Consider the following 18,209-nt stretch of genomic DNA (forward strand, 5'->3'; position numbering starts at 1 on the left):
ACAATTAAGCCCGATCGCGCGCTAGCTTCAAAACCTCAACCGCATCTTTGTGGCCCTCCGAAGACGCCCAAATTAACGCAGTCCAAGTATTATTATCATACGCTTTGATATCCGCTCCTTTATCGATTAAAAATTCCACAACTTGAGTGCGCCCGCTACCTGCGGCACTCATCAAAGCCGTCAAACCAAAATTAGTTTTAGCATTCACATCCGCCCCCGCCTCCAGCAAAAGCTGTACAATCTCCGTATGTCCGGCAGCAGCGGCACTCATTAACGGCGTCCACCCGTCATTATCGTGACTGTTGACATCCGCACCAGCCGCCAGCAAATTTTTGACGATCGCCGAATTGCCAGCCTCAGCCGCAGCCGTCAAAGCCGTCGCACCTTCCTCATCTTTGGCATTGATATCTGCACGCTGTTCGATCGCACTTTCTACAGCCCCAACATCACCCGTCTTGACGGCATTAATTAAATCTGTCATAAAATCTCCCTTGCATCCTTTCAAATCTTAAATCCTATGGCAGTAGATATTTTAATCCTCTCCAACGGCCCCGGAGAATTGGCAACTTGGGTGCGTCCCGCCGTGCAAGCTTTGCGCGAGCAATTGGCAAACGCGGGCACTCAAGCCCGCATCTCTGTGGTGCTGTCCCCCTGTCCGCACGCCACCGGGAAAGAAGCACAAATCGCATCTTCCTACCCAGAAGTTGACAGAGTGCAAGCACCGGAGCATTTTTTTCCATTCTTATTATCGGGCAAAACTGCTGGAAATTGGGATTGGTATGAAACAGGAGTTGTTTTGTTTTTAGGCGGCGATCAATTTTTTACAGTTGTGATTGGCAAAAGGCTAAAATATCGCACTGTTATTTATGCTGAATGGGACGCGCGGTGGTATCGCTGGATTGATAAATTTGCGGCGATGAAACCAGAAGTTTTTGCTAAAATTCCCCAAAAATATGCTAAGAAATTTACAGTAGTCGGAGATTTGATCGCCGAAGTAGGGAACGGGAAATCGGACAGGGCGGGCACGGGGGCACCGCCCCTACGGAAAATAGAATTAATTGGATTGTTGCCCGGTTCTAAAGCCGCCAAATTAGCTTTAGGTGTACCGTTATGTTTGTCGATCGCCCAATCCATCCACCGCCTCCGCCCTGATACTCGCTTTGTAATTCCCGTTGCTCCTACCATAGATGTGCAAACTCTAGCACGTTTTGCCGACCCGGAACAAAATCCTTGCCTGCATTTATTTGAGAACGCTAGCGCCGAACTTCATTTAACAGAAACGCCGTTTTTGCAGACAGCAAATAACTTGCAAGTAGAACTTTGGACGCAGACACCCGCCTACGATTTGCTATCAGAATGCAGCCTGTGTTTAACTACTGTGGGAGCGAATACTGCCGAATTGGGTTCGTTAGCCGTACCGATGATTGTTTTGATTCCGACGCAGCAATTGGATGCGATGAAAGCTTGGGATGGTTTGCCGGGTTTGCTGGCAAATTTGCCGTTAGTCGGTTCAGTTTTTGCTACGGTGATTAATTGGCTTATCTGGCAATTGGGAAAGGGAAAGCTTTATGCTTGGCCGAATATTTGGGCACAGGAGGAGATTGTGCCGGAGTTGATTGGGAAGCTGGAACCAGAAGTAATTGCTCAATTGGCGATCGACTATTTGAGCCATCCTGAAAAATTAGCACAAATGGGCGATCGTTTGCGTGCGGTTCGAGGAGAATCGGGGGCGGCGAAAAAAATTGCTGAATTGGTTTGTGAAGAAATTGAGGTGCAATAATCCATAAAACCTCGTAGGGGGGGGATCACCAACAATCTCTGACTGTAATTCATAATCTAAATAAACCCGCCCCCACCCAACGGTAAATATCAATCTGCATTATTCCAGTATTTTATAAATAAAATAGGAAATAATTTGATTTGTATCGTAGGGGCGGGTTCACCACAAATCTCTGACGGTAATTCACGATCTAAATAAACCCGCCCCCACCCAACGGTAAATCTCAATCTGCATTATTCCAGTATTTTATAAATAAAGGTAGATACAGATTGTTAGTGGGGTGGGGGCGGGTTTATCTATCCCTTTCGCTGCTAATAAATATTGTTGGTGAACCCGCCCCTACAGGAACTTAACCTCGATCGTGCTTAGCAATCACCCAAACAGCGTGGATTGTACCCGGAAACAAGAAAAAACAGCTTAGAACCAGGTTGATCCAAAAATCTCTGCCGATGCCGACAGTCATAAATACGCCCACAGGGGGAACAAAAATTGCAGCGAGTATGCGAAGTAAATTGCCCATCTCAGTTACTCCCAACGAGTTTTCTCTTCCAATTTAACTTCACTGACTAACCGAACCTTTCCCGAAAAACTTAGGCGGTGCTGCCATAGTGTAAACTTCGGTTTCAGCGGCGATTACCTGTCGTAAGTGACCGGGAACTTGCATCAATCCCAACAGTGTAATCCCATCGAACATCCGCAACCCGCCAGTTGTTTTCTCGGCGAGTAATTTGTCAGTAACTTCGGGATCGGGTCGCGTATTTATTTCTTGATTAGAAGCTACGGCAAAACCCCAAGGAGCTCCATAAGTAGAAATAAAGCTGGTGCAGGATTGAACATTGGAGAAAACAGATTTCAGGGTATTTACAATGCGAGCGTGCATTTTCATTTCGGCAGGAGAAACTGGTCCGGCTTGCACTACGAAATATCCGTTAGGTGACATTACGCTGCGAACTTTCTCAAAATACTCCTTGGTAAACAACTGGAAAGATGGGCCTTCTTCAATGGGATCGGACAAGTCAGAAATGACAATATCCCAATCATTGTCTGTTTTGTCTAAATAGTCCAAAGCATCGCCGATTACTACTTCGCAGCGGGGGTCGTCAAAGGCATTTTGGTGCATTTCGGGCAGGTGTTCGCGGCAAGCTTCTACTACTTCGCCGTCAATGTCGATCATCACGACTTTTTCAACTGTTTTCCAGCGCAGCACTTCTCTAATTGTAGCTCCTTCTCCGCCGCCGAGAACGAGGACTTTTTTGGGTGAACCGTGACAAATCATGGCTGGGTGCACCAGGGGTTCGTGGTACAGAAACTCGTCGCCTGTACAAGATTGCCACTTACCGTCTAAAACTAAGCCTTTGCCGTAGGTACCGGTCTGAACTACGTACATTTCTTGATAGGCTGTTTTCTTGTAAGCGAGCACCGCGATGACGCCGTGAACGTAAATATCCCAAGGGGTAATGTACTCGCTCATCCAAAAGTCTGCACGAACTTCGCTACCTGACATCAATTACTCTCCAAATATAAACTGCTGTGTCGATGTTCTCACAAGTAGTAGTTATTAGCACAAAATGGTGCGGGTGTGTAAGTACGATCGACACATTAAAGTGAGATTTCTCAGCAATGCTATAGTGTGATTGCGTTCTGGGAACTCGCAATTGGCTTGGTACTTGAGATTGCTTGTGGGCGAGCGCGGGCCCAGTCGAGATCACTTTTCCCGTCGCCCCCGGTCGAGATCACTCATATTTAATATTTTCGCTTTGCATTGCCGGCGGGTTTTGTACAAATGTTGTCTGAATCGGGAAATTTTTCGCGCTGGGCCCGCCTTTATCAGTTTGCGATCGGCCTGCTTATTTATCAATAATCGGATGAAAACCCCGCAAATGCGAGAGCGGGGAATAAAAGTAGCGATCGGTTTTCACCCGACTTGTTATTAATAACTTGACATTGAGAATGTATATTAGATATGATTTTTAGACCTAGCCAAATAAAGGCAGCGTTGAACTTTTCGGGCCAAATTGCCGACGCGATGTGCGACAAACTTATCACTAGGTAAAGGGTGCAACTAAATTTACTGATTAAACTGTTAGGGCACTATTTTTAGGTTCAAAATAATAGCCGATGGAACCAACAGACTGGGAAAAAAGAATCAAAGAGCTGGAAAATGAAAATCGAATGCTGCGGGAAAAACTCGAAAATTCTGAAACCGAACGCAGCCAATTACAAGCCCTTAATCAAGAAAAAGAATCTTTGCTAAAAAAGCTCACTGAGGAATTTAGAGATTCCGAAAATATTTTAAAAGCAAGAATGTCTACACTAGAAAAAGCTTTGCAAAACCAGCAAACAACGCAGCTCAAATTGATCGAAGCCGAAAAAATGTCGGCTTTGGGCATTTTGGTAGCTGGTATTGCCCACGAAATCAACAATCCCGTCAACTTCATCTACGGCAATATTACCTATGTCAATGACTACGCTGGCGACATTTTAACATTGCTAGCAATGTACCAGGATAGGTATCCCGAAACAGATGCAGAGATTGAAGCTTTTCTGGAAAAAATTGACATCGACTTTTTGCGCGAAGATTTTTTGAAAACTCTTTCGTCAATGAAAGTGGGCTCCGAGCGCATCCGCGAAATTGTGTTGACTTTACGCAACTTTGCGCGGGTAGATGAAGGTGAAAAGAAACCAGTTAACATTCACGAAGGAATTGACAGCACCTTGTTAATTTTGCAGCACTTAACTAAAGAAAAATCCGGTTATTCCGCTATTAATCTTATTAAAAATAATGGAGACTTGCCCAAGGTAGAGTGTTATGCGGGGCAATTAAATCAGGTATTTATGAACATTATTAATAATGCTGTTGATGCCCTGCGGGAGCGAGAGCAAAAGTCTTCAGTGGACGATATCGAAGCCAACCCTATCCAGATGACAATTACTACTTCTATTATTTCCGATAATTGGGCAAGAATTAGCATCAAAGATAATGGTCTGGGAATGAATGAATCTGTAAAAGCAAAAATTTTCGATCCGTTTTTCACCACCAAACCAGTTGGTCACGGGACGGGTTTGGGATTGTCAATTAGCTATCAGATTGTTGTGGACAAACACGGCGGGAGGTTGGAGTGCATATCCGCAATTGGAGAAGGGACTGAATTCGTGATCGAGATTCCGATCGCCAATTCCCGCAGCTAAGATCGATCGATCGAGCTAAACTGAGGGATAATGAAAACTCCCTTTGACCGCGGCTCCTCCTAGTTTGATGTGCAACCCTATGTCTACTGTCACTTTTGGTTTGTCAACCCCTATAGCGGCAGAGGCCGGGGCATCCTACGGCAGCAGCGAACCGCCACAACGCCCCACCGTGCAAGCAGAGTGGATCGAGGTATTGGTGGACTCTCCTTTCAGGGTTGCGGGGGACTCCCCTGGGGAGGAAAACAAGTTATTTACCTATCGTTTACCTGCGGAACTTACCGTGCAACCAGGGGATATCTTGAGTGTACCCTTTGGCAGTCAACAGGTAGGGGCGATCGCAATTCGGTTCATTTCTCAACTGCCGCCCGACTTAGATCCGGCGCGAGTTAAAGATGTCGAAGATGTTGTCAGTACAGGTTTTTTCCCACCGACTTACTGGGAATTGCTCGATCGCACTGCCACCTATTATTGTACACCTTTAATTCAAGTAATTAGAGCCTCGCTGCCGCCCGGTTTGTTAAGCCGTTCCGTGCGCCGAATTCGCTTAATTAAGGACGCAATTTCTCCGAATGCCGAAACATTTCTCAATCCCGCCGCGAGTCAAATTTTGCAATTGCTGCAAGCTCAAAAAAACGGCGATTACACTTGGCAATACCTCCAGCGCCAAGTTAAGGGAAGTTATCGGGGATTGAAAGATTTATTGAAACGCGGTTGGGTAGAAAGTTATTTAGAACCTCCCAATCCTCCCAAACCACAACTCAAACCGGCAGTGACATTAATTGCTAGTGCATTTGTCACAGATTTAACCAAGCGGCAACAAGAAGTATTGGAAGTTTTGCGGCGCGGCGGCGGTGAAATGTGGCTGAATGATTTGTTGAGAATTTGCAGTGCAAGTTCTTCGGTTGTAAAAGCTTTGGAGCAAAAAGGTAGCGTTGTAATTGACCAAAGGGAAGTTCTCAGGGGCGATCGCGGAATTTCTCAATTGCCCGATGCACCCAAAACTTTAACTCATTTTCAAGCTGAAGCTTTAGCGTTTATTAACTCTTTTTCGGGATTCCGTCAAGTGCTGCTGCACGGCGTTACAGGTTCCGGGAAAACCGAAGTGTATTTGCAGGCGATCGCCCCAATCTTAGCCAGCGGCAAATCCGCCCTCGTGCTCGTTCCCGAAATCGGCCTCACACCGCAACTTACAGACAGATTCCGAGCCCGTTTTGGCGAGCAAATTTGCGTGTACCACAGCGCCCTATCCGACGGCGAACGTTACGATACATGGCGTCAGATGCTGACTGGAACCCCGCAAATTGTCATCGGCACGCGATCGGCCATTTTTGCACCTTTACCTCACCTCGGCTTAATTATCCTCGATGAAGAACACGACAGCAGCTTCAAACAAGACCAACCAGCCCCCTGCTACCACGCCCGCACCGTTGCCAAATGGCGCGCCGAATTAGAAAATTGTCCCTTAATTTTAGGTTCCGCAACGCCAGCATTAGAGACTTTGGTGGGGACGCGCCGAGATTATTACTCGTTACCAAATATCCATTATTTATCATTGCCCGATCGCATTTATTCCCGGCCGATGCCGCCTGTGGAAATAGTCGATATGCGCCAAGAATTGCGGCAAGGAAACCGCTCAATTTTTAGTGCTTCCCTGCAAAACGCGCTGGAACAATTGCAAGCAAGACAACAGCAAGGTATTCTATTTATTCACAGAAGAGGACACAGTACCTTTGTCTCTTGTCGAAGTTGCGGCTATGTAATGGAATGCCCGAATTGCGATGTTTCCCTGTCTTATCACCACGTCGGCGAAGGAACAGCAGAAGTGTTGCGGTGTCACTACTGCAACCACACGGAACGACACCCGCAAAACTGCCCGGATTGCAGTTCTCCTTACTTCAAAAACTTTGGTAGTGGCACTCAGCGAGTCGAACAGGAATTAACGAGATTGTTTCCCCAATTGCGGGCAATTCGGTTTGACAGCGATACCACTAGAAATAAGGGGGATCACCGCAGATTGTTAACGCAATTTGCTAATGGGGAAGCTGACATTTTGTTGGGTACGCAAATGCTGACGAAAGGGCTAGATTTAGCTGGAGTCACATTGGTGGGAGTTGTGTCGGCTGACGGGTTGCTGAACTTATCAGATTATCGGGCCAGCGAACGAGCTTTTCAAACATTAACTCAAGTCGCGGGGCGTGCGGGCAGAGGCGACGATCCGGGGCGGGTAATTATTCAAACTTACACTCCCGAACATCGGGTTATTCAAGCAGTTAGGCGGCACGAATATGCGGGTTTTGTGGAAACAGAATTGGCAGAAAGAGCGGCGCTGAATTATCCTCCTTCGGGGCGGCTGATTTTGTTGCGGTTGAGCAGTGTAGATGCGGCGGAAGTTGCGGTGACGGCGGTACAATTAGCGTCTGTTTGTCAGGAGTATATTGAGCGATTGTCTGTACCGGGGTGTGAGTTGTTGGGGCCTGCACCGGCGGCGATTATGCGGGTGGCAAATCGCTATCGGTGGCAGATTTTGCTGAAGTTGCCTTTGGATGAGTCGGTGGATTTGTCTGATTTGATCGGGTTGCGCGATCGCACCCCGCGTTCTGTTAGTTTAACTATTGATGTCGATCCGTTGAATTTTGGTTGATTGGTGGTGGAGAAATGCGATCGGGCACAGGAGAGGGCGGGCACGGGGGCACCGCCCCTACGATTATTTTGGGGTAGGGAAACGGCATTGCCGTGTCCTCCGTTATATTAATTCTGGTTGCATTGGAATGATTTAACCGCAGAGAACGCAGAGAACGCAGAGAACGCAGAGGAAGAGATGAGAGAGATGAATAATTCCGATAAATATCGGATTTGATATTACTTAAACATCCGGGTTGTGCCACTCTCGCTCGATTTTTTCCAAGTCTTTCGCGGCTCCCAATTGTTGAAAAATTTGATGGGCACTGTTGTAATGTTGTTGGGCAAGTTCTGGGTTGTTGCGTTTGCGTTCAAGTCGTGCTAAATCGTAGTTGGCATCGGCAATTTTGCTAGGTTCTCCTAGTTCTTCTAACTTCGCTAAAGACTCTTTTAAAAGGGGTTCTGCTGCATCCAAGTTACCCCTAAGCATCTCAATTTCTCCCAAACAACCGCTCAAACTTGCCATACCGGAGCGATCGCCCAATTTTGTCTTAAATTCCAAACATTGTCGGTACAATTTCTCAGCTTCATCCCAATTGCCGAGATTTTTCTCTATATTTCCCAATAGTCCCCAACAAATTGCCATACCAGACCGATCTCCTAATTCTGTCCTTAATTGCAAAGATTGCTGATACAATATCTCCGCTTTATCCCAATTGCCACGTCTTAACTCGATATCTCCCAATAGCTCCCAGCAAGTTGCTATACCAGAGCGATCTCCCAATCCTCTCTCAACTTCCAAAGATTGCCGGTACAATCTCTCCGCTTCATCCCAATTGCCGCGATTTCGCTCGATATCTCCCAATTGTCTCCAACAAGTGGCCATACCAGAACTATCTCCCAATTCTGTCTTAAATTCTAAACATTGTCGGTATAATCTTTCAGCTTCATCCCAATTACCACGCTTTAGCTCAATATCTCCCAATACTCCCCAACTACTTGACATAACAGAGCGATCGCCTAATTCTGTCATAATTTCCAAACATTGTCGGTATAATCTCTCGGCTTCATCCCAATTGCCACGCCATCGCTCAATATCTCCCAATTGTCCCCAACAAGTTGCCATGCCAGAGCGATCTCCTAATTCTGTCCTTAATTCCAAACATTGTCGGTACAATCTCTCAGCTTCATCCCAATTACCGCGATTTCGCTCAATATCTCCCAATTGTCCCAAACAAGTTGCCATACCAGAGAGATCGCCCAATTTTGTCATCAATTCCAAAGATTGCCGGTACAATCTCTCTCCTTCATCCCAATTGCCACGCTTTAGCTCAATTTCTCCCAATAATAAACTAATTATCATAACAAAGGGAACATCTGGCAATTCACTGAATTTTTCTAAAATTTGTTGATAATACCACTCAGCCTCATTCAGATTCCACATTTCTTTTGCTACCCATCCTAACAGTAAATAGGCAATAGCTTGCAAGTAAATATTCCCTACTGCTTGTGCAATCTCTAAATATTCCTGATAAAAAACCTTTGCTTGTGACCAATCCCGCAACTTCTGAAAGACATTACCCAAACCATATAAAGCATTAGCTTCCCCGTGGCGGTTTTCCTGTTTGCGGGCAATTTCCAGCGATTTTTGATAGGCATTCACTGCCGCCAAAAATTGTTGCTCTTGCTGATAAGATTCTCCCAATCCCTGGTATACTTGAGCTTGCAGCGCTAAATTTTTTGTTTCAACAGTCAACTCCAATGCTTTTTCTAAATATTCTCTCGCTTTAGCTGGCTTTTCTTGACTGAGATAAGCAACTCCTAATTGATGTAAAATGTTGCTGCAAGCACTAGGATTTTTTTCAGAACCAGAATGGCTCGGACTGTATTCCATCAACAAAGACTCTAAAAGTTCTATTCTTTCTTTCTTCTCCGGTGGGTTTAATGTCCTAAAAATTTTTTCCAGATCGAGAGTTCGAGCAACGGCTTCATCTCTAGTAGCTTGAGTAGTTTTAAACAGAAATACCCCCGATTTCCACGCCCAAAAATCCGGTGCAAACTTCGCCAAACGAGTAATCGCATAGTCCGGCAAAACAAACAGGATCGGATGCGGAACGCTGGTTTTATAAGCATCTCGCACCCAATTAAGGTCTTGTAATACCGGAGGATATTCGTCAAATTTGCCGATCGACTTTTCCAATCCCCGCACAATTAAAACTAATTTTTTATTTGGCTCTCGCTTAATAGTAGGTAAAATCTTGATAATTTCATCTCGGAGAAAACGCAAATTCTCATCAAAACTCACAACTTCAAATTGAGTTTCTTGAGAAATCGGATGAGTTTTCAATCCCTCAATTAACAAATCCGCTTCAGCATTAAAATTAACTTCTGCAAACCCGATAGTCAAATTATCCGAAAAATCAACAAACGTCAAAAGTTGAGTAAATGCTTGCTGATTTACAGCTAAAAATCGCCCAATTTGTTGTGAATTACGATCGTTCTGGGTTAACATTGGATTCTCTGGCATCTCGGAGAGCTTTTTGGAATTCTTCATTTTGCTTCACCACCGGATTCGGATAGTTCCATCGATTTTTGCCGTTGTATTCCAAAACCGAAAGATTGAATAACATCAATTCACTGATTTCATCTTTATTAATATTTTTTGTCAAACAAACTTGAGCTAAAAGTGGATAATGATTTTGCGGGATAATCCGTTCAAAATTAAATTGTTCTTGTTTGATTGCATAGGTAACATCTTCAGCCATTATTTTATCGTGACCGCGACCTCTAGCTGTTATGGAAGCAGTTCGCATAATCTGGATGAGTTGGCGAACATGACCGCCGCTGGCTTTTGCCACTTCCAGCAATTGTTCGCGGGACTCAAAGATTGTGTCAACTTCAACTCGACGTTCGATTAAACTAGCCATAGCATTTAAGCTAACTTCATTGTAGTTTAAGTCACAGCTATCTCGATTAAATTCATAAATATTGACCATAGGGACAATGTGAGGACAATCAAAATTCTTGACGGCATTTTGAGACGAGTACAGAGCTCCCAGCGGAACTGTATAAATCATCGTACAGTTCAGTTCTTGAAGTTGAGCGGCATAGTCAAAAAATAAATGGTTTGCCACCTTGGGAGGAACGCGGTCTAAATTATCAAATATAATTAAAAAACCTTTATAGTTGGGAAACTTTTTACGCAGCTTTTTGACAGCATCATTTAACAGCAAGTTAATATCGGCTTTCAATCGAGAGATATCTTTTTCTAAAGTTTGGCGAATTGTTTTTTTCTGCTTATCAGAACCTTTGATTTGTGCCAGTAACTTGACCAACAACTTCGCTAAAAATGGAGCTTCCGGCCCCAAAGTTGCTTCTCCTTCGATACTGATTGAACTTTCAACTGTTCGTTCTGTTTCTTCGGTGACATCCTTAAACCAAGCCTCAAAATTATCCATCAGCCGAGAATCTAATTTCAGCCCCAGCCGCCGCATTTCAAACTCAACTCGCTTAATGGCAATTAAATAGAAATCTGTATAACCGACATCATTAATATCTGTCTCTTCGTTGACTTCCAGATAAATGACGCGATAATCTTTTTCCCACTCTTTTTGAATTCGCTTCAATTCGGTACTTTTGCCACAGCCGCGATGTCCGGTAAACAGGATTGTGGTAAACTGTTCGGGTTCTTGACAGTCTAAAATATTACTGACACCTGCGATCGCTTCGGTTTTGCGAACATCCGATAAATCAACATAATAGCGATCGAGATCTGCACCTTCTAAGGATTGGAGAGGATTACAGACTTGATAAGCAGTTTTGAGGGTAGTTGCGCGGTTGATAGGATTAGTGGTCATAAGTTTTTAATTTAGTATATTTGTTGCAGGAAACCTGAACAATGTATCAAAGTTAAGTTGTTTATGTACTTGTATTTTAGCAAAATAGGTTCGCAGTCAGGACTAAAGTCCTTAGAAAAAAAAGGACTGAAGTCCTTACTACAAACTAATGGGTAATATACCAGTTTTCAGCCGAGTGAAGTACAGATTCAACGGTAGGGAAACGGCACGGCGCCGTGTCCTTGATCCTGTCAACAAGGGCGTTAAACCCGCAGTCCGGCAGGGGTTGAAACCCCTGCCTCAAAGCAAAAGTCCTCGCTATGAGGACTGAGAAAAAGACTGGTAAACCGATTAGTCCTCTTCAGAGGACTTTCGCTATTAGACAGGGAATTCATTCCCTGGCGGACTGCCGGGTAGGCGGGAGGACTGGCGGACGAAAAGCTTAAGTTGACACGCCTTGGGCACGGCGCCGTGTCCGTACTGTAAATCCTACCAACTAAGGCAAATCCGTACTCCCCATCAGATAAAGGTCGCACTCCCGGGCCACGCCGCGCCCTTCATTAATCGCCCAAACCACCAAACTTTGTCCCCGGCGACAGTCTCCAGCCGCGAAAACTCCCGGAATGCTGGTTGTATACTTTTCGTGATCCGCTTTCACGTTGCTGCGCGCGTCGCGTTCCAATCCCAAGTCATCCAGCAAGGGCTGTTCCGGGCCGAGGAAGCCCATCGCTAGCAAGACAAGCTGTGCGGGCAACACTTTTTCGGTGCCGGGGATGTGTTTCGGAATGAACTGCCCTTTCTCGTTTTTCGCCCACTCCACCTCAACGGTGTGCACGGCTTTGACATTGCCGTTTTCGTCGCCCTCGAACTTTGTCGCCGTGGTGAGATAGCCGCGGGGGTCGTCGCCGAATTTGGCTGCCGCTTCTTCTTGGCCGTAGTCGAGGCGGTAGACTTTCGGCCATTCGGGCCAGGGATTGTTGGCGGCGCGTTCCGAGGGCGGTTTGGGCAGGATTTCTAGCTGTACCAGGCTTTTGCAGCCGTGGCGGATGGAGGTGCCCACGCAGTCGGTGCCGGTGTCGCCACCGCCGATGATCACGATATCTTTGCCTTCGGCGGAGATGAAGTTATCGTTTGTGCTCTTGTCTAAAACTGCTTTGGTGTTGGCTGTCAGGAAGTCCATTGCGAAGTGGATACCTTTTAATTCGCGGCCTTCAATGCCCAAGTCGCGCGGTTTGGTGGCGCCGGTACAGAGCACAACTGAGTCGTATTCTTTTAGCAGTTGTTCTGCTGGTAAGTCTTTGCCGACTTCGGTGTTGCAGACGAATGTCACGCCTTCGTCTTCGAGGACTTTCAGGCGGCGCATGACGACTTGTTCTTTGTCTAGCTTCATGTTGGGGATGCCATACATTAGCAGGCCGCCTGGTCGATCGGCTCTTTCGTATACTGTTACCCAATGACCAGCTTTGTTGAGTTGCGCGGCGGCGGACAAACCGGCGGGCCCGGAACCGATGACGGCGATTTTTTTGCCGGTGCGTTTAGCGGGGGGTTCGGCGGTAATCCAGCCTTCATCCCAGCCTTTGTCGATAATCGAGGCTTCGATGTTTTTAATCGTGACTGGCGGGTTGTTGATGCCGAGCACGCAAGCGCCTTCGCAGGGTGCGGGACAGACGCGGCCGGTGAATTCAGGGAAGTTGTTCGTTTTGTGGAGTCTGTCTAGGGCTTCTTTCCACAGTCCGCGATATACTAGGTCGTTCCATTCGGGGATGAGGTTGTTAATCGGGCAGCCGCTTGCCATGCCGCTGATAATTGTGCCCGTGTGGCAAAACGGAATGCCGCAATCCATGCAGCGCGCGCCTTGGGTGCGGAGTTTGTCCTCATCCATTGGCAGGTGAAATTCGTCCCAGTTGTGGACTCTCTCGACTGGTGAGAGTTCGGAGGGCAATTCGCGCAAGAATTCGATAAAGCCTGTTGGTTTTCCCATAGTGGTGTTCTGGTTAGAATTTACTATTCTGTCAGTTTCTCAAAGGTGAAGCTGGCGGGCTTCTGAATTAACTATTGTGATCTAAATTGTGTGCGATCGCACCTCAGATTGAGCAATTTGTACATGAAATCTTTAATATCGCCGGGAGTCGGGGAATTGTCGGCAGCGGTAAAATATAGATAGATGGACAGCAAAGAAACCGGGTTTTTTACGGGGATTAAAGGTTTTAAAGGTTTTGATGCAGTATTTTCGTCCATCGGGAGCATCTCACCTTTGCAGCCCTCCGCTAGAAATTGGAGTTTTGAGGCAGGAGGCAGGAGGCAGGAGGCAGAAGGAAAGAGGCAGAAGGAAGGAGCCAGAAGGAAGGAGCCAGAAGAAGTATTTTTACAAATATGAGATGCTCCCCCTCCATCAAACCCGGTTTCTACGTAATTTCAGCATGGCTTATTCTCCGACGATCGCATTTACGGCTAAAGCCACATCTGAAAACTCTCGCGGGTTAACTCAGACGGCCCGCCAGCATCAACTTTCAAGCGCCGTCCCCATCAGCAGGGCTCGAAATACAATACAAAAAGTTACAGGCCTTGCCAAATATTAATTTCAGGATATACTACTGTAAATCGGTCAGATATATGGAGTTAATACCATCAACTCCTAAAATAGGTACACAAAGTCATGAGCATTACAATTGAGAACGTATCGAAACACTTCGGCTCCTTCCACGCCATTGACAACGTGAGTTTGAAAATAAAAAACGGCTCTCTAGTCGCGCTTTTAGGGCCTTCCGGTTCGGGGAAATCGACTCTGCTGAGGATGATTGCCGGACTCGAACCGCCGGACACGGGTCATATTTACTTGATCGGGGAGGATGCTACCCAGCAGTCGGTGCAGGAACGGCATATTGGTTTTGTGTTTCAGCACTATGCTTTGTTCAAACACATGAGTATTCGGAAAAATATTGCTTTTGCGATGGAAATTCGCAAAGTTCCTAAAGACTCTATTCGCAGGCGGGTTGATGAACTTTTGGATTTAGTGCAGTTGACAGGTTTGGGCGATCGCTATCCTTCGCAACTTTCCGGGGGCCAGCGGCAGCGGGTTGCTTTGGCCAGAGCTCTCGCAGTTCAACCGAAAGTGCTGCTGCTAGACGAACCTTTTGGAGCATTAGATGCTAAAGTACGCAAAGAATTGCGATCGTGGCTGCACAACCTTCACAAAGAAGTTAACATCACCACAGTTTTTGTGACTCACGACCAAGAAGAAGCTATGGAAGTAGCCGATGAAATTGTGGTGATGAACAAAGGTAAAGTCGAACAAGTTGGCACTCCTGCTGAAATTTACGACAAACCGGCGTCAGCTTTTGTGATGAGTTTTATTGGGCCGGTCAATGTGCTCTCGAATACTGCGGGTTTGTTCGCCAGCAACGCCACAACGGCTCACAAGAACGGAGCCGCCCATTCTGAAGTAGTGTTTTTGCGCCCCCACGATGTGGAAATTAAAACTAAGCCGGAGTCTGGTTTTGCATTAGCAACAGTCAGCCGCATCATTCATTTAGGGCGGGAAATACAAACCGAGTTACTGTTAGAATCGCAGCAGGTAGTAACAGCTTACGTGAGTCGCGAGCGCTTCGATTCTCTACAGTTAACGCGAGATCAGCAGGTTTACGTCAAGCCCAAACACGCGATGACTTTCCCTGTTTATTCAATTTAAATCAGCGGCTGCATCTTACTCAAAATACTATCGGGGAGCTTTTACAAAACACTGCTCCCACATCGTTACCAGGCTCGTGCCTGGTAATGCTGTCTCGTGGCTCTAAATCGGAGGCAGAGCCTCCTGAAATTCATTCCCAGGCAGAGCCTGGGAACGAGAAAAACGAGAAATCTCAGGCTCTGCCTGAGACGGAGAACTAGAAACAAGATAGGTGAAGAATATGACTGCTAACAAATTCAAGAATTTAGCAACTAGCACTTTACTTGCTTATCGCCGTTACATCCAGGCAGGATTAACACTTTGTGCAGGATTGGGACTGTCTGCGATCGCCTCTTCAGTTGCGTACAATTGGGAATACAAATCCATGCAAGCCGAACTGCAAGACCGGCTGGACAAAATAGCTACAGACATTCAGAGAGATGTTAGCGGCAATTTAGAAATAATTCGGGCTGCTGGAGCATTTTACAGCGTATTTGACGGCGTTAAAAAACCAGAAATGAAGACATTTGTTGGGCCTGCCCTCTACCGGCATCCGAGCCTGAAGGCGATCGCTTGGCTGCCCAGTGTTTCTGACTCTCCGCAATTCCTGACAGAGGAAATAGATTTAGGTTTAGATTTAACGGCCAATCGGGTAGCGTTAGAAAACGCCACCAAAAGACAAGAAATTACCGCGACAGATCGCCAAAAAATGTCTTCGCAAAATCAACCCATCGTCTTCGTCTTCATGCCAATTTTTACTCAAAATTCTGCTGACGATGGCGCCGAATTGCAGCCAAATTTACCTGCTCGCTCACCAGAAAATTTGAAAGGTTTTACTTTTGGCGTTTTGCTGGTTGATGCTATTGTCAAATCGGCTTTACAGGAAACTAACCTCAACTTTGTTAACGTTTATCTTCAAGATGCTATGGCTCCTGAAGCAGAAAGGTTTCTTGCTTTTTATGAAGCCAAGACAAAAAGGATAATTACCGATGAAAAAATTAAAAATAAAATCCCAATTGGGGAAAGAGCTTACTGCCCAGACGGCAGCAGTTGCACCCGCATCCTCAATATTGAAAATCGCAGGTGGTTGCTGCAATTACGGCTGACGCCAGAGTACATTAATCCTCTAAAATTTTGGCGTTCTTTGACGGTTTTAATTCTGGGGACAATCTTAACTCTGGTGGCAACACTTTACCTGATGAGCTTGTTAAGTTATACAGAAAAAATTGAAAAGATCGCAGCAGAACGCAGGGCTAAATCTCAACAGCTAGAGAAAACTTTGCAACAGTTGCAACAAACTCAAGCTCAACTAATTCAGCAGGAAAAGATGTCAAGTTTGGGTTTATTAGTTGCTGGTGTCGCCCACGAAGTTAACAATCCTATTAATTTTATTTACGGCAATATCCACCACGCCAGGGCATATACTAGCGATTTGTTAGAGTTGGTAAAACTCTACCAAAAACACTATTTATCCCCTCCATCGGAAATTGCCCAGTATTTACAAAATATTGACTTTGACTTTCTCAGTAAAGATTTGCCGCAACTGCTGTCTTCGATGAAAATAGGAGCCGATCGCATTGTTCAAATTGTTCAATCTTTGCGAAATTTCTCTCGCCTAGACGAAAGCGAAATGAAACCTGTCAATATCCATGAAGGCATTGACAGCACTCTGCTAATTCTGCAAAGTCGCCTGAAAGCTACAGCCGATCGCCCGGCGATCGAGATTCTTAAAAACTACAGCCATTTACCTTTAGTAGAGTGCTATGCCGGACAATTAAATCAGGTGTTCATGAATATTCTGGCTAATGCGATCGACGCCCTTGAGAGTTACAACCTCGATCGCGGGCCCAAAGCAGCGGAAGCCAATCCGATCGCGATCGCCATAACCACAGAATATTCGATCCCCGATAAAATAATTGTGCGGATATCTGACAACGGCCCCGGTATGGCAGAAAATGTCAAAAAACGGCTGTTTGACCCGTTCTTTACTACTAAACCTGTGGGAAAAGGGACAGGATTGGGACTGTCAATCAGCTATAAAATTGTCGTAGAAAAGCACAAAGGTGCGCTGCGCTGCGATTCGACACCGGGATTGGGGACCCAATTCTCGATCGAGATTCCGCTGCGGCAAGAAGTCAGACAAGCTGTACCGTTTGTTTCGCGGAAAATATCCGAGGCAGCTTAGAAAGGGCTGGGGAAGGAAAAAATTTTTTCCATTAACTACTGTAACTCGGTCGAGTTATAGTATTATATGTAATAATGCCACAACCAATACTGCTTTATGCAGCTTAAACCGTCGGCACTGCCGATACTGTATAACCCAAACACGGCGGGACTAAATATGTTCAGTGACTTGCAAATTATTTACGAACGCGACCCCGCGGCGCGCAACTGGCTGGAAGTATTATTTTGCTATCCCGGACTGCAAGCACTTTTTTTCCACCGGATAGCACACTGGCTTTATTCCGCGGGCCTTCCGTTTGTACCGCGCTTGATTTCCCAACTAAGTCGCTTTTTAACAGGTATTGAGATCCACCCAGGAGCGAAAATTGGTAGGGGCGTGTTTATCGACCACGGCATGGGGGTGGTAATTGGCGAAACTGCGATCGTTGGAGATTATGCTGTAATTTATCAAGGAGCGACCATTGGCGGCACGGGTAAAGAAATAGGAAAACGGCATCCAACGCTGGGAGAAAATGTCGTGGTAGGAGCCGGTGCTAAAGTTTTAGGCAATATTCAAATTGGCAATAATGTTCGGATTGGTGCGGGTTCGGTAGTGCTACGGGATGTCCCTAGCGATTGCACAGTTGTGGGAATTCCCGGCCGCATTATCTCTAGGAAAAAGCAGGTGGAAGATGGTCAAAATTCTCAAGGTCTACCGGATTTGGAAGCTCAAGCGATTCGAGCTTTGTTCGATAGAATTAAGGATTTAGAAGAGCAGGTTGCTTTTTTGAAATCTCAACAATCTCCACTCAAAACAACTCAATCAGAGCAAGCAGAGGTCAAAAAACATGAATTATTCTTGTCTTCTGATTTATTCATTACACAGTTTTTAGACGGTGCAGGAATCTAGTAAAGCTTTAATTTATATAGATTTTTGCCAACCACACTCTCCTGC

Annotated in this window: 14 protein-coding genes; 8 read left to right on the forward strand and 6 right to left on the reverse strand. The window is 45.8% G+C overall.

Going from position 1 to position 18,209, the window contains the following annotated elements:
* Positions 1–4 precede the first annotated feature (4 nt).
* Positions 5–481: an ankyrin repeat domain-containing protein gene (locus tag QUB10_RS04030; RefSeq protein WP_333199763.1), complete on the reverse strand. Its 477-nt coding sequence runs from the start codon at positions 479–481 to the stop codon at positions 5–7.
* 36 nt (positions 482–517) lie between these two features.
* Here QUB10_RS04030 and QUB10_RS04035 point away from each other — a divergent pair, with 36 nt between their 5' ends.
* Positions 518–1,780 carry a lipid-A-disaccharide synthase gene (locus QUB10_RS04035; RefSeq protein WP_333199765.1) on the forward strand — a complete coding sequence of 421 codons (1,263 nt, stop codon included), beginning with the start codon at positions 518–520 and terminating at the stop codon, positions 1,778–1,780.
* A 349-nt stretch (positions 1,781–2,129) separates the two neighbouring features.
* Here QUB10_RS04035 and QUB10_RS04040 read toward each other — a convergent pair whose 3' ends face one another.
* Positions 2,130–2,300: a YqaE/Pmp3 family membrane protein gene (locus QUB10_RS04040; protein WP_333199767.1), complete on the reverse strand. Its 171-nt coding sequence runs from the start codon at positions 2,298–2,300 to the stop codon at positions 2,130–2,132.
* A 39-nt stretch (positions 2,301–2,339) separates the two neighbouring features.
* Positions 2,340–3,284, reverse strand: a complete 945-nt coding sequence (locus tag QUB10_RS04045) for a fused MFS/spermidine synthase (protein WP_333199769.1) — start codon at positions 3,282–3,284, stop codon at positions 2,340–2,342.
* Between the two features lie 614 nt (positions 3,285–3,898).
* Here QUB10_RS04045 and QUB10_RS04050 point away from each other — a divergent pair.
* Both QUB10_RS04050 and priA read left to right on the forward strand, forming a co-directional pair.
* Positions 3,899–4,969: an ATP-binding protein gene (locus tag QUB10_RS04050; RefSeq protein WP_333199771.1), complete on the forward strand. Its 1,071-nt coding sequence runs from the start codon at positions 3,899–3,901 to the stop codon at positions 4,967–4,969.
* 79 nt (positions 4,970–5,048) lie between these two features.
* Positions 5,049–7,610, forward strand: coding sequence for a primosomal protein N' (gene priA, locus QUB10_RS04055; RefSeq protein WP_333151216.1), 2,562 nt, complete (start codon positions 5,049–5,051; stop codon positions 7,608–7,610).
* 222 nt (positions 7,611–7,832) lie between these two features.
* On the opposite strand, the gene QUB10_RS04060 is transcribed toward priA, so the two are convergent.
* From QUB10_RS04060 to gltD, 3 genes are all read right to left on the reverse strand, one after another.
* A complete protein-coding gene (locus tag QUB10_RS04060; RefSeq protein WP_333151214.1) occupies positions 7,833–10,142 on the reverse strand; it encodes a tetratricopeptide repeat protein in 2,310 nt (769 codons plus the stop codon).
* Positions 10,078–11,445, reverse strand: coding sequence for a P-loop NTPase fold protein (locus QUB10_RS04065; protein WP_333151212.1), 1,368 nt, complete (start codon positions 11,443–11,445; stop codon positions 10,078–10,080). The genes QUB10_RS04060 and QUB10_RS04065 overlap by 65 nt, the downstream gene beginning before the upstream one ends.
* 475 nt (positions 11,446–11,920) lie before the next feature.
* The gene (gene gltD, locus QUB10_RS04070; protein WP_333151210.1) at positions 11,921–13,405 is read right to left on the reverse strand and encodes a glutamate synthase small subunit; all 1,485 of its coding nucleotides are present in this window, start codon (positions 13,403–13,405) and stop codon (positions 11,921–11,923) included.
* 183 nt (positions 13,406–13,588) lie between these two features.
* On the opposite strand from gltD, the gene QUB10_RS04075 reads away from it, so the two are divergent.
* The 5 genes from QUB10_RS04075 (at position 13,589) to cysE (ending at position 18,164) form a co-directional block, all read left to right on the forward strand.
* A complete protein-coding gene (locus QUB10_RS04075) occupies positions 13,589–13,801 on the forward strand; it encodes a hypothetical protein (RefSeq protein ID WP_333151208.1) in 213 nt (70 codons plus the stop codon).
* Between the two features lie 43 nt (positions 13,802–13,844).
* On the forward strand, positions 13,845–14,003 hold the full coding sequence (locus QUB10_RS04080) for a hypothetical protein (protein WP_333199773.1): 159 nt from the start codon (positions 13,845–13,847) through the stop codon (positions 14,001–14,003).
* Between the two features lie 77 nt (positions 14,004–14,080).
* The gene (locus QUB10_RS04085) at positions 14,081–15,112 is read left to right on the forward strand and encodes a sulfate/molybdate ABC transporter ATP-binding protein (RefSeq protein ID WP_333199775.1); all 1,032 of its coding nucleotides are present in this window, start codon (positions 14,081–14,083) and stop codon (positions 15,110–15,112) included.
* 220 nt (positions 15,113–15,332) lie between these two features.
* A complete protein-coding gene (locus QUB10_RS04090) occupies positions 15,333–17,276 on the forward strand; it encodes an ATP-binding protein (protein ID WP_333199777.1) in 1,944 nt (647 codons plus the stop codon).
* A gap of 156 nt (positions 17,277–17,432) precedes the next feature.
* Complete coding sequence (gene cysE / locus QUB10_RS04095) at positions 17,433–18,164, forward strand: serine O-acetyltransferase (protein ID WP_333199883.1); 732 nt, start codon at positions 17,433–17,435, stop codon at positions 18,162–18,164.
* Positions 18,165–18,209 lie beyond the last annotated feature (45 nt).

It is taken from the genome of Microcoleus sp. B5-D4, assembly GCF_036705145.1.
Classification (GTDB): Bacteria; Cyanobacteriota; Cyanobacteriia; order Cyanobacteriales; family Microcoleaceae; genus Microcoleus.

Excerpts from the sequence above, each read along its gene's own strand:
- QUB10_RS04030 (WP_333199763.1), bottom strand. The coding sequence starts at position 481 with ATGACAGATTTAATTAATGCCGTCAAGACGGGTGATGTTGGGGCTGTA.
- QUB10_RS04035 (WP_333199765.1), top strand. The coding sequence starts at position 518 with ATGGCAGTAGATATTTTAATCCTCTCCAACGGCCCCGGAGAATTGGCA.
- QUB10_RS04040 (WP_333199767.1), bottom strand. The coding sequence starts at position 2,300 with ATGGGCAATTTACTTCGCATACTCGCTGCAATTTTTGTTCCCCCTGTG.
- QUB10_RS04045 (WP_333199769.1), bottom strand. The coding sequence starts at position 3,284 with ATGTCAGGTAGCGAAGTTCGTGCAGACTTTTGGATGAGCGAGTACATT.
- QUB10_RS04050 (WP_333199771.1), top strand. The coding sequence starts at position 3,899 with ATGGAACCAACAGACTGGGAAAAAAGAATCAAAGAGCTGGAAAATGAA.
- priA (WP_333151216.1), top strand. The coding sequence starts at position 5,049 with ATGTCTACTGTCACTTTTGGTTTGTCAACCCCTATAGCGGCAGAGGCC.
- QUB10_RS04060 (WP_333151214.1), bottom strand. The coding sequence starts at position 10,142 with ATGAAGAATTCCAAAAAGCTCTCCGAGATGCCAGAGAATCCAATGTTA.
- QUB10_RS04065 (WP_333151212.1), bottom strand. The coding sequence starts at position 11,445 with ATGACCACTAATCCTATCAACCGCGCAACTACCCTCAAAACTGCTTAT.
- gltD (WP_333151210.1), bottom strand. The coding sequence starts at position 13,405 with ATGGGAAAACCAACAGGCTTTATCGAATTCTTGCGCGAATTGCCCTCC.
- QUB10_RS04075 (WP_333151208.1), top strand. The coding sequence starts at position 13,589 with ATGGACAGCAAAGAAACCGGGTTTTTTACGGGGATTAAAGGTTTTAAA.
- QUB10_RS04080 (WP_333199773.1), top strand. The coding sequence starts at position 13,845 with ATGGCTTATTCTCCGACGATCGCATTTACGGCTAAAGCCACATCTGAA.
- QUB10_RS04085 (WP_333199775.1), top strand. The coding sequence starts at position 14,081 with ATGAGCATTACAATTGAGAACGTATCGAAACACTTCGGCTCCTTCCAC.
- QUB10_RS04090 (WP_333199777.1), top strand. The coding sequence starts at position 15,333 with ATGACTGCTAACAAATTCAAGAATTTAGCAACTAGCACTTTACTTGCT.
- cysE (WP_333199883.1), top strand. The coding sequence starts at position 17,433 with ATGTTCAGTGACTTGCAAATTATTTACGAACGCGACCCCGCGGCGCGC.